1 protein-coding gene is annotated in these 387 nt (G+C 52.7%); it reads right to left on the reverse strand.

Features of this window, described 5'->3' with window-relative positions:
• Positions 1-154, reverse strand: a 154-nt coding sequence (locus AC1D0P_RS31430; protein WP_477680303.1) for a DNA methyltransferase, incomplete at its 3' end; no start/stop codon positions are given.
• Positions 155-387: the final 233 nt, after the last annotated feature.

A 387-nucleotide genomic window follows, 5' to 3' on the forward strand; every position in this document is an offset into this window, starting at 1 on the left:
TGTCGATCGTGATCCAACGACGCCCCCAAAGTTCTGCGACCTTCGCGGTAGTTCCAGAGCCGCATGTGGGATCAAGGACCAGATCGCCGGGATCAGTGGTCATCAGTATGCAGCGCTGAACAACTTTTTCGGATGTTTGCACAACGTAGGACATGTCAACTTCGCCGCGGGTGTCGGTCCACAAATTCACCACCAACGAATATGCAAAATCTAAGAGATATCTTTTGAGAATTCGCTGACCGACTTGGGGGAGTAATCGTCGGGCGCGAGCTATGCGGGTAAGACCATTTGCTGTGAACTTGAAGTGATACCTGGGAGCGCACGGAATGGTCAGCGGTCCAGCGTCCGAAACATATGAGAACGATTTCGGGGCATTCGGGGATTCAC

This window comes from Polaromonas sp. P1_G2 (assembly GCF_056405515.1).